This window comes from Glaciihabitans sp. UYNi722 (assembly GCF_040549465.1).
Lineage (GTDB): Bacteria > Actinomycetota > Actinomycetes > Actinomycetales > Microbacteriaceae > Lacisediminihabitans.
The window spans coordinates 37,392-47,155 of record NZ_JBEPTL010000025.1 but is presented as its reverse complement, the minus strand read 5'-3'; the positions used below and the strand labels follow the sequence as shown (position 1 = coordinate 47,155).

The 9,764-nt window shown below is 58.5% G+C and carries 9 protein-coding genes and 1 pseudogene; 2 read left to right on the top strand and 8 right to left on the bottom strand.

The window, feature by feature from the left end:
• Positions 1–89: 89 nt before the first annotated feature.
• The 8 genes and pseudogenes from ABIB56_RS15660 to ABIB56_RS15625 form a co-directional block, all read right to left on the bottom strand.
• Positions 90–1,103, bottom strand: coding sequence for a LacI family DNA-binding transcriptional regulator (locus ABIB56_RS15660; protein WP_354570159.1), 1,014 nt, complete (start codon positions 1,101–1,103; stop codon positions 90–92).
• A gap of 79 nt (positions 1,104–1,182) precedes the next feature.
• Positions 1,183–1,914, bottom strand: a complete 732-nt coding sequence (locus tag ABIB56_RS15655; protein ID WP_354570157.1) for a glycerophosphodiester phosphodiesterase — start codon at positions 1,912–1,914, stop codon at positions 1,183–1,185.
• 34 nt (positions 1,915–1,948) lie between these two features.
• The gene (locus ABIB56_RS15650) at positions 1,949–2,761 is read right to left on the bottom strand and encodes an inositol monophosphatase family protein (RefSeq protein WP_354570156.1); all 813 of its coding nucleotides are present in this window, start codon (positions 2,759–2,761) and stop codon (positions 1,949–1,951) included.
• Complete coding sequence (locus tag ABIB56_RS15645; RefSeq protein ID WP_354570155.1) at positions 2,758–3,576, bottom strand: carbohydrate ABC transporter permease; 819 nt, start codon at positions 3,574–3,576, stop codon at positions 2,758–2,760. The genes ABIB56_RS15650 and ABIB56_RS15645 overlap by 4 nt, the downstream gene beginning before the upstream one ends.
• Positions 3,576–4,538: a carbohydrate ABC transporter permease gene (locus tag ABIB56_RS15640; RefSeq protein WP_354570154.1), complete on the bottom strand. Its 963-nt coding sequence runs from the start codon at positions 4,536–4,538 to the stop codon at positions 3,576–3,578. Before ABIB56_RS15640 ends, ABIB56_RS15645 begins: the two co-directional genes overlap by 1 nt.
• Positions 4,535–5,698 (bottom strand): ABC transporter substrate-binding protein, encoded by a 1,164-nt coding sequence (locus ABIB56_RS15635; RefSeq protein WP_354570153.1) that lies wholly within the window; start codon positions 5,696–5,698, stop codon positions 4,535–4,537. Before ABIB56_RS15635 ends, ABIB56_RS15640 begins: the two co-directional genes overlap by 4 nt.
• A 446-nt stretch (positions 5,699–6,144) precedes the next feature.
• Positions 6,145–6,322: pseudogene (locus ABIB56_RS15630) on the bottom strand (IS481 family transposase); the annotation flags it as partial.
• A gap of 9 nt (positions 6,323–6,331) precedes the next feature.
• The gene (locus ABIB56_RS15625; protein ID WP_354570152.1) at positions 6,332–7,348 is read right to left on the bottom strand and encodes a LacI family DNA-binding transcriptional regulator; all 1,017 of its coding nucleotides are present in this window, start codon (positions 7,346–7,348) and stop codon (positions 6,332–6,334) included.
• Positions 7,349–7,458: 110 nt separating this feature from the next.
• On the opposite strand from ABIB56_RS15625, the gene ABIB56_RS15620 reads away from it, so the two are divergent.
• Together ABIB56_RS15620 and ABIB56_RS15615 are read left to right on the top strand one after the other, a co-directional pair.
• Positions 7,459–8,730 (top strand): ABC transporter substrate-binding protein, encoded by a 1,272-nt coding sequence (locus ABIB56_RS15620; protein WP_354570151.1) that lies wholly within the window; start codon positions 7,459–7,461, stop codon positions 8,728–8,730.
• Positions 8,727–9,698 carry a carbohydrate ABC transporter permease gene (locus ABIB56_RS15615; protein WP_354570150.1) on the top strand — a complete coding sequence of 324 codons (972 nt, stop codon included), beginning with the start codon at positions 8,727–8,729 and terminating at the stop codon, positions 9,696–9,698. Before ABIB56_RS15620 ends, ABIB56_RS15615 begins: the two co-directional genes overlap by 4 nt.
• The last annotated feature ends 66 nt before the right edge of the window (positions 9,699–9,764 follow it).

The following is a 9,764-nucleotide window of genomic DNA, read 5'->3' as shown; positions in this document are numbered from 1 at the left end:
AAGGCCGGAGGCTCCGCCATACCCACCCCCGGAAACCTCAAATCGAACCCAACCGAACCTGCTCACCAACGCGGACCGGTGGATCGAGGCTAAGCCCCAAGAACGGAGGTGGCGCGTCCGGTTGTGCGCCCGAGGAGGAGCTCGCCGCGTAGGAGGATCCCACCGGTTTCGACGTGATTGTCGCGAATCAGTTCGTCGACGAGTTTTACCGCTGACTTCGCCATCGCGTTGATGGGGACACGGTAGGTCGTGAGTCCGAACGCTTCGTGGTCGAATGGTGGTATGCCGTCGTGGCCGGCGATTGAAATGTCTCCGGGTACTGAGAGGCCTAAGCGTGCGGCAGCTGTAATGGCGTCCAATGCGGTCCAGTCGTTGTTACAGAGGATCGCCGTGTTGCCTGCGCGGTGGATTCTGTTGATGATGTCCGTCATGTCGGATTCGGGCTGGATCACCTCTAGGCGGCCCAACAGTCCCAGTCGTTCTAGTTCGTCTCGTGTCCAGGAGATCCTCGCCCATTGCGTGGGAGAGTGTGCCGGCGGATAGGCGATGAGGGCGATCGATTGATGCCCAAGCCCGACGAGGTGTTCGATAAGCACCGCGCCTTCGCGAGGATCTGGGGCTACGTATGGCACTCCGGGGTTCGAGGGTTGTCCCATCTGACCGACGAGAACTAGCGGGATTCTGGACGCAACTTTACGGATTGTTCGAGGGTCCACGGTGGGCGCCGCGACGATGATCCCTGCAGTTCGCAAGTCCGCCAAAAGCATGAGCGACCGGTAGTTGGCTTCGTCAGGTTGATCGTCCGACGCGATTGAGAGTACTTCGTAACCTTCGACCCCCGCATAATTCTCGAATGCACCGGCAAGGTGCGAATAGAACGGAGACCGGGTCTGCCGAAGGAACAACCCGAGTACAGCGGACGACGAAGCGGTGAGGCTCCGGGCGATTTGGTTGGGCACAAAATCGAGCTGCTCGATTGCGTGCCGTACTTTCTGAAGGTTTACAGGGCTGACACCGTCTTGACCGAGAACAGCGCGAGATGCTGTGGATTTTGAGACCCCGGCGAGGGCTGCCACGTCCCTGATCGTGCTTGGCCGGCGCATACGGTGAGTATCCAGTGGTGGCATGGCAGTCATAATATCCGGCTTTGTGTTCCGTCATTCGGTACCGCCGGTGACAGGTTCAAGCCTTTACTAAGTCCATATCTGCGAAGGACGGGAACCGGGCGATGAACTCATCGTTTGACTCCAAGAGGTGCCGGGCATAGGCGGGCGAGTTAGAAGCGGTGGCATCGACATCTAGCTCCACGATCCGTCGCACGTCGCCGGGTCCTTCCATCAGGGACGCCGCCACCCGACGCCCAGCCTCATGCAATTCATCGGCGAGGGCTGTTGTGAGCTGCGTCAGTTGGATGAAGACGGTCGAGAGCTCGATCCGGTCGGCGTGGTCGCGCCAGTTCTCGGTCACGTCGGGAATGTGGAGTGCGAGCCCTCGGGCGCCCCCAGTCCACTCGTCACGAAAGTCGGCGAGAGAAAGCGTGTCGAAGCTTGTGATGAGGCACCGGTCCCGATCCCGCGCGGGCCGATCCCTGAGGAACCGTGCCAACGGGCGTGCCGCCCCGGGCGCCTTGACTTCTACCTGCAGCAGCACGCTGGTCTCGTCGAGCGTCTCGGCGAAGGTGGGTATTTTCTGTCCGGCACCCAAGTCGATGCTCCGCACCTGCTCGAGCGTGAGCCGCTCGATTGGGAGGTCAAGGAACGGGGTATACGTGCCGGCCGTCCTCCGAACGGTGTGATCATGCAGGATGATGAGCTCGCCATCGATGGTTGTGCGTACGTCGAGTTCGATTTCATCGACGCCGACGCGTTCAGCGCTGGCGAATGAGATCAACGTGTTTTCGGGTGAGTCGGACATGTTTCCGCGGTGTCCGCACAACACGAACTGTCGATTATTTGTCATTGAGGTTCTCCATGAGTAGGGGTTCTAGGGCGTCGGCGAGCGGCGCGTCGGCGGCGAGGAGAAGCGTGAGGCTTGGTGGGCCACCAGCAGGGCCGCGAACGACGGCTCCGGCCTGGGTGGCGATCAGGGCTGCGGCCGCGTAGTCCCATATGGGAAGGCGCCGGCCGGCGTGCGCGTCGGTGCGCCCGTCCGCGACGCCACAGATATCGAGCGCCGCCGAGCCGACCAGGCGCAGGTCGCGGACTCGCGGTGCGAGTGAAGCAAAGTCGGCCATAACGCGGGCGCGGATTTCGAGATCGTAGGGGATGCCGGTCGAGACCAAGGCTTTATGCAATGGCACAGCTGTGTTGACCTGCAACTCTCGGTCGTTGCGTCGTGCGGGATGTCCGACGGCCGCCGTGTACTCCGCGGCAAGCTCTGGCGCGTGCACACACCCCGCGAGCGAGACGCGCAAGCCGTCAGAGTTTCGTGTCGTCGCGGCGATTGACACGGAGTAGTTCGGTGAGCCGTACAAGTAGTTAACGGTGCCATCGATGGGGTCGACGATCCACGTAATTCCGCTTGTCCCCTCGACTTCTCCGGTCTCCTCGCCAAGTACACCATCTTCGGGGCGTGCGGCGGCGAGCCGTGTGCGGATGAGTTCCTCGACCGCGGTGTCGGCCGCAGTCACAATGTCGAGGTCATTGGATTTCGTCGCCGCCACCCGGACCCCGCTACTTCGCATGTCGGCCGCAAGGTCCGCCGCCTCCCCCGCGATCTCCCGCGCCAGTCCTAAAAGTTCGACAACATCGTAATTTGTCACTTGAGTCCACTCCTTGCCATGCTCGATACGAACTGCTTCTGCAGCAAGAGGTAGATGACGATCATCGGTAACGCGGCCATGGCACCGGCAGCCATCAGTACGTTCCAGTCGGTGACGGCCGCTCCGCGCAACAACGCGATCCCAGGCCCCAGTGTCAGCTGGTCGACATCGCGGTTGACGACGATCGGCCACAGCAGCTCTTTCCATTCGTTGAGTACGGTCAGGATCGCGAGGGCGATCAGACCGCTACGCGACACCGGTACGACGATGGTGAACAGGATCCGTAGGTGTGAAGCCCCGTCGATCCGGGCGGCTTCGATCAACTCCCGGGGCATGCCGCGGAAGAACTGATAGAGCAGGAACACCCCGAATACGTCGAAAATATTGGGCAGCGCAAGGGCGACGAGGGTGTTCGTCAGATGTAGCCCGGCGATGATCGAGAAATTCGGGATGATGAAAATATCGCCCGGGACCATGATGAGGGTGAGCACCAACACGAGAACTATCCGGGCACCGGGCACTTTGACGATGGCGAGGGCGTATGCCGCGAGGGCGGAGATAACAAGGGTGGCGAGTGCTCGTCCGACAGACACGAGGAACGTATTCGACAGCAGCCTGAAGAATGGCAGCTTATTGAAAACCGTGTGAACACCGTCCAAGGTCGGGGGCAACGGGATGATAGTCGGCGGCACACGCAACGTCTGATCGGTGGTCATCAAGGCGGTGAGGACCATCCAGATGAAGGGAACGAGGATGGCAAGGCCAATGACCGCAACCAGGCCGTATATCCACCATCGGGGGCGCTCGATGACCATCAGCCGTCCTCGCCGTAGTGCACGAACCGGCGCTGGACACGGAACATGATGAGCGAAACCGCGAGGATCAGAACGAAGAGCACTAATGACACGGCGGCCGCGTATCCGCGTTGCCCGATCCCGACGAACGCGAGTTGGTAGTAGTAATACAGGACCGTCATTCCATAGTTGACCGAGGTGGACTGCTCCGGTGGCAGCAACAGGTAGGGCACGTCGAAAAGTTTGAGGACGCCGATTGTGGTGGTGAGAATCACGAAGAACAATGACGGGCTGAGCAGCGGAAGGGTGATGGAGAAGAAGCGCCGCACCGGCCGTGCACCATCCAGGGTCGCTGCTTCGTACATCTCCGTTGGGATCTCTTGCATCCCGGCGTAGAGGATGATCGTCGGCACGCTGAACGATAGATAGACGACGATGACGGTGATGACGACCGTGACACCGGTGGAGCTGCCCAGCCAGCTGACGGGAGACGAACCGAGGGAACTGATCGTGGTGTTGATGAGCCCGTATTGGGTTTGGAAGAGCCAGCCGAAGACGAAGATGATGGCCGTGGGGAGGAAGACCGCTGGCAGGAACACGATCGCCCGAAATGCGGACTGGCCGCGGAACTTGTACTGCATCACGGTGGCACACAGCAGGGACACGACGATGACCACGGGCACGATAATGATCGCGAACTTGAAGGTGTTCACCACAGCCACCGCGAGCTGACTGTCAGAGAACAGTTGCTGGTAGTTGCCCCACCCGATGAACTGAGGAGGCCCGAAGGCACCTGCCTTCGTGAACGACAACCACACGTTGTAGGCGAACCCATAGAAGCGGAAGAGCAGGAGGCCTGCGAGCAACGGGATCAAAAAAAGGAATCCGATGAGGGCATCTCGCCGGCCGAAGCCGCGCCGCTTATTGCGGCGCGGCCCCGGTGTGGCGACTGTGCTGCTGCGCAGCAAGGTCGAAGAGGTCATCCGAGTGCCTTGTCGATGATCTGATCGATCCCCTTTCCGACATCCGACGCCGAGATCTTGCCTGCATAGAACGGACCCATCTGGGTGCTCTCGATCTGCGGGATCGGACCGCGGACGGGCGGGTACTCAGACGACGTGCGCAAATACATCTGCTGGTGAGCTGCCGAGATGGCATCGCGCAGACCTGCAAGGTTCGAGTTGGCGGTCACATACGCATCCAAAGTGCTCTTGGCCGTGTTCGCCGGGATCGAGGCTCCCCCTTCCGCGTGAAGCACAGCACCCTCGGTCGAGGTCAAGTATTGGATCAACTTCCAGGAGGCATCCTTGTGCGCCGAGTTCGCATTCATCACATAGGACAAGCCATTGGTGTCAGTGAGCCACTTGCCGTTGACAGAAGGAAGTCGAACAACATGGAAGGTCCCGGCCGGGGCGGTGGACTTCGACAGAAGGCTGAGGTTCCAGGAGGGGATTTCGGCCATCGCCGCAGTGCCAGAGATAAGGGCAGACACTGGGTTGAAATCCGTCGAATTCGCAACGACCGGGATCAGTCCCTGATCCTGCAGGTCCTTCATCATAGTGAGCGCCTTAGTACCTTCCGGCGACGAAACGACACCCTTGTTGTTGTCGACGACTTTCCCGCCGAGTTGATGGATGACGCTAGCAACGCCGTTGTTAAATGCACGGTCGTAAGACATCGGCACGTCAGTTGAAGACGTCTGTTTGGACTTAACCTCTTTGGCAATCTTCACCATGTCATCCCAGGTCCAATTGTTCGTCGGGACGTCGGTCATGCCGAGCTTTTTGAATACCGCAGAGTTGTAGACAAACGTCCACGTGTCCTGGTCCTTCGCGATGCCGTATTGCTTCCCGTTAATCTTGTAGAGGTTAGAGATGATGGGGGCATAGTCAGAAAGTTTCAGTCCCGACTTTTTGATATAACTATCCAGCGGCTCGAGCGCCCCTCCCTTCACATAGACCGGGATGGCTGAGCTTTGCCACATCACATCCGGGCCCTCCCCCGCGCCGAGCGAAGCGTCGAGCTTTGTGTAGTACTGATCCTGCGGTACCTGCTGCAGGGACACCTTGATCTTCGGATTCTTCGCCTCAAACCCATCAACGGCCTTCTGGACACCAGCGGTCTGTGCGGGATCCCAGATCATCAGACTGAGGTTGGCGGCTCCACCGGAGCCATTCGAAGTCGACGAAGGTGTGGAGGAACAGCCCGCGATAGCGAGGGTGACCGCTATCGCGACAGCTGTCCCGCTAGCGATGCGCTTGAACCGGGAGGGAAACATTGAATTGGCCTTTCAAATCGACTGTGATCGGGAGCGGCCTCGAACACGACAGCAAACCATAAGGGCTCTCCAGTAACCGGGACCGGTCCCAGCGTAGCTCTCCCGAAACAAAATACAAGTAACAAAAGGGTTAACGTCTGGTAGCGTCAGGTTAATTCGGGACCGGTCCCAATCAATCCACAGGTGGCAAGATCGAGCCGTCAGCCCAAAGATCGCCCAGCCGCAACGCCGTGATTTCCGGCATTTGGTAGAAGTTATTGCGATGGTTCCGCCGTGCGCGCGTCGGATGGCGTCGGCGGCATCGGGTCGCGCTAGGTGCACTGACCGGGGAGGCTAGCTATCCGGATGATGGGCGGCTTACCTCCGATGGCGTGTAGGGCCTGTGGTGATTGTATTCGTGGAGCCATGCTGGGAGGGCTGATCGGCAGGCTGATTCCGAGTTGTAGCGGCGGGAGGGGCCAAGCCGTCGGCGAGGGCGCGGTGGCCTCTTCACAGCGTCTAGGCGGAGTCGCGCCAGACAACATGGGAAGTCATGGCGATTTCACGATCCTCTTCGATGCCCTGTATTAGCCGGACGATTGCAGTGGCGGCCCGCGTGCCCATTTCTTGGGACGGCTGGTGCACGGTAGAAAGGGAAGGAATTGTGTGAAGTGCCCACCAACTGTCGTCAAATCCAACGACGCCGACGTCACCCGGTACCTGTCGTCCCGATTCCTTTAGCACCGCTACCGCTCCGGCGGCTACGGCATCCGATGCGGCGAATATGCCGTCAAGTTTAGGTTCTCGACGTAGCAGCTGCTTCATCGCATCAGCACCGCCCTCATAGGAATAGTAGGCACAAGGCTCGACGAGCGAACCGTCATATCTATCCCCCAACGCATCCTGATACCCCCGAAAGCGGCGTTGACCAGAGTCGGTATCGAGTGCTGCGGAAATCATTCCCACCCGATTGCGGCCCACGAGCAAACGAGTGACGACGTCCATCGCAGCCTGGCGATTGTCCATCTCAATGAATGTCGCATTCTCGACGGAGTTCGGGTGATTAAAAAAGACCGCGGGTAGCTGCAGGCGCGTGATGCTTCGCGTGATTTCGTCCTCGAAAGGCGCGGTGATGAGGATCACCCCATCGGCAGAGCCACTGCTGAGATATTCGGCAACACCCTTCGCCTCGCTGATGGAGTTAACTATGAGAAGCACCATTTGGTAGCCCGTACTGGAAAGCTGTGAGTTGATTCCGACGAGAACCGTCGCAACGTTGGAATCCTCGACGAACAAGACCAGAGGCTCGTAAACGATGACTGCGACTCCTCGAGTGCGCCGCCGGGCAAGATTTCGTGCGGCGGCGTTGGGGACATAACTGGTCTTGGCGATTGCAGTCTCGACCGCGACGCGGGCTGCATCAGAGACATAGCGATCGCCATTGATGACGCGGCTCACGGTCCCGCGCGAGATTCCCGCCTCCAAGGCGACATCTTCGAGCGTGACGCGCTTATGTGCAGGCTGTGATGTGGTCATTAACGCAATAGTAGAGCCTAGAAGCTTGACATTGCGTCGAAAGAATGTGACTCTGTGTGCGCTCACAGATCTATTTCTGTGAGCGCACACAGCCACAAAGGAGTCATGCGATGAAGCATTTGAAGAGTATTGGAACTGCTGCTGTCCTCACAGCAGCAGCCCTCGTCCTAGCCGGCTGTTCGGGTGGTGGTTCCTCCGGCCCGGTTACCATCAATTACGCGATCTGGGATCAATCACAAGCGCCCACCTTCCAGAAGATGATCTCGGTCTTCGAGAAGGAGAACCCAGACATCAAGGTGAACCTGCAGGTGACGGCGTCCGCCCAATATATGACCAAGCTTCAAACTGAGGCCGGTAACAATGCACTGCCCGACGTGTTCTGGATGAACCCGTTTAATTTTCCGCTGTATGCGTCTCAAGGGGCCATTCAGCCGATCAATGATCAGGTCAAAAAGGCCGGATTTGATGCGAACGCTATTCCGGCCGCGATGCGGGATATCTACACATATGAGGGCAAGCTCTACGCGCTTCCGAACAATCGTGACGACATTGTGGTCTGGTACAACAAAGCTCTGTTCAAAGCGGCGGGTCTATCAGATCCCACGGCGGGGTGGACTTGGGCGGACTATCAGAAAGACGCTGCCGCTCTTACGGATGCCTCGAAGGGTGTCTGGGGTACAGCGGTGCCTATCGATTTCCGTGATTTGTTTGTTAACACGGTTCATCAGGCTGGCGGTTCCATTCTTTCTGCCGACAAGAAGACGGCACAGTGGGGAACCTCGGCAGTGCAGCAGGGCATGCAATATTGGGCTGATATGTCTACCAAGGGTTACAGCCCGTCGGTAGATCAACTCTCATCCACCGATCAGAATAGCCTTCTCCTTTCTGGGAAGGTTGCCATGATCTACGCCGGCTCGTGGATGGGGGTGACGTTCAAAAATTCGCAGCTCGCAAAGGACGGCAAGCTGGGTGTGGCAGTCCTTCCCAAGGGGCCGAAGAACGACGCCTCATCGACTTCATCCTTGGGTAATCTCATTCCAGCAAAGGCAAAGCACCCAGATCAGTCGTACAAGTTCGTCCAGTTCCTCGGTTCGAAGGAGGCAGGTGATATTTACACCGAGGGTGGGATCGCGTTCTCGGCCTATCCGTCGGCAGACAAGAACTTTGTGAACTACTTCTCCAGCGCGTTCGACGCTCAGCCAATCGCTGACCAGCTCAAAAACACGTTCAATTTGCCCGTTTCTCTGAATTCACCGGTGTGGCAGTCGGATATAACCGCGAATCTTGCTCCGGTCATAAAGGGTTCAGTTTCGGTCTCCGATGGCTTGAAGAAGATGAACACCGACATGCAGGGGGCTCTCGATAAGGAGGCCACTCAGTGACATCCACTGTGGCACCCGCATCGTATGCGGCGCGAGCCGCGGCGGAGCGAGCGCCCCGGCCACTGGGGCGACGGCCGGGGGGCGGAAAAGATCGCCGATACGAAGCCTTGACCGGGTATCTGATGATACTCCCGCTATTCGCGGGCGTGTCCGTTCTTTTTTTCTACCCAATCGGCCGAAGCATCTACCTGTCGTTCACAAAGACTGGGATCTTCCGGGGTGAAACGTTTGTCGGCCTCGCTCAATATCAACAGCTCTTAGGAGACTCGCAGTTTTGGGCATCGGTGGCCCACACGCTGCTGTACGCCCTTATTAGCCTCGCAGCTATCCCGATCGCCGTATTCTTTGCTGCGCTGCTGAACGTAAAGGGCCTACGGTTCAGGTCTTTCTATCGGGTCTTGTTTTTCCTGCCAGTTGTCACCATGCCAGTCGCCGTTGGAATGATCTGGAAGTACCTCTTCAATTCCGACTTTGGCGTCGTGAACCAAGTAATCGGATTGATTGGCATCCCTAAGGTCGCCTGGCTGTCGCAGCCCATCGTTGTGGTCGTCGCCATCGCGATCGTTGGCCTCTGGGCCTCTCTTGGCCTGAACATCATCCTGATGCTCTCTGGCCTTCAAACGGTCCCAAACGATGTGATGGAGGCAGCCTCCCTGGACGGCGCCGGTGCAGTTCGTCGCTTCATGTCTGTGACGCTGCCGCTTGTCACCCCCACCATCTTCCTCATAGCCGTGCTTAACGTCATTGCCTCACTGCAGGTGTTCGATCTCGTGCTGATCATGATCGGACCCAATAGTTCTTCAATCAACTCGGCGTCCACGATCGTCTATTACTTCTACGAAGTCGGATTCATTCAGAGCAACCGTGGGTACGCGGCTGCGATCAGCGTGGCGCTTCTCGTGCTGACGATGGTGGTAACGGCAGCTCAATTTAGACTCCAAAGGCGGTGGGTGAACTATGACCGTTGAAATGAACACGTCTCTTATCTCATCAGCGCAAGCGGGATCGTCGCATTCTCGATCAACGCGAGCCGA

Bases quoted from the DNA above. Each gene is read 5' to 3' on its own strand.
- ABIB56_RS15660 (WP_354570159.1), bottom strand. From the start codon at position 1,103: ATGCGCCGGCCAAGCACGATCAGGGACGTGGCAGCCCTCGCCGGGGTC.
- ABIB56_RS15635 (WP_354570153.1), bottom strand. From the start codon at position 5,698: ATGATCTGGGATCCCGCACAGACCGCTGGTGTCCAGAAGGCCGTTGAT.
- ABIB56_RS15645 (WP_354570155.1), bottom strand. From the start codon at position 3,576: ATGGTCATCGAGCGCCCCCGATGGTGGATATACGGCCTGGTTGCGGTC.
- ABIB56_RS15625 (WP_354570152.1), bottom strand. From the start codon at position 7,348: ATGACCACATCACAGCCTGCACATAAGCGCGTCACGCTCGAAGATGTC.
- ABIB56_RS15655 (WP_354570157.1), bottom strand. From the start codon at position 1,914: ATGTCCGACTCACCCGAAAACACGTTGATCTCATTCGCCAGCGCTGAA.
- ABIB56_RS15640 (WP_354570154.1), bottom strand. From the start codon at position 4,538: ATGACCTCTTCGACCTTGCTGCGCAGCAGCACAGTCGCCACACCGGGG.
- ABIB56_RS15620 (WP_354570151.1), top strand. From the start codon at position 7,459: ATGAAGCATTTGAAGAGTATTGGAACTGCTGCTGTCCTCACAGCAGCA.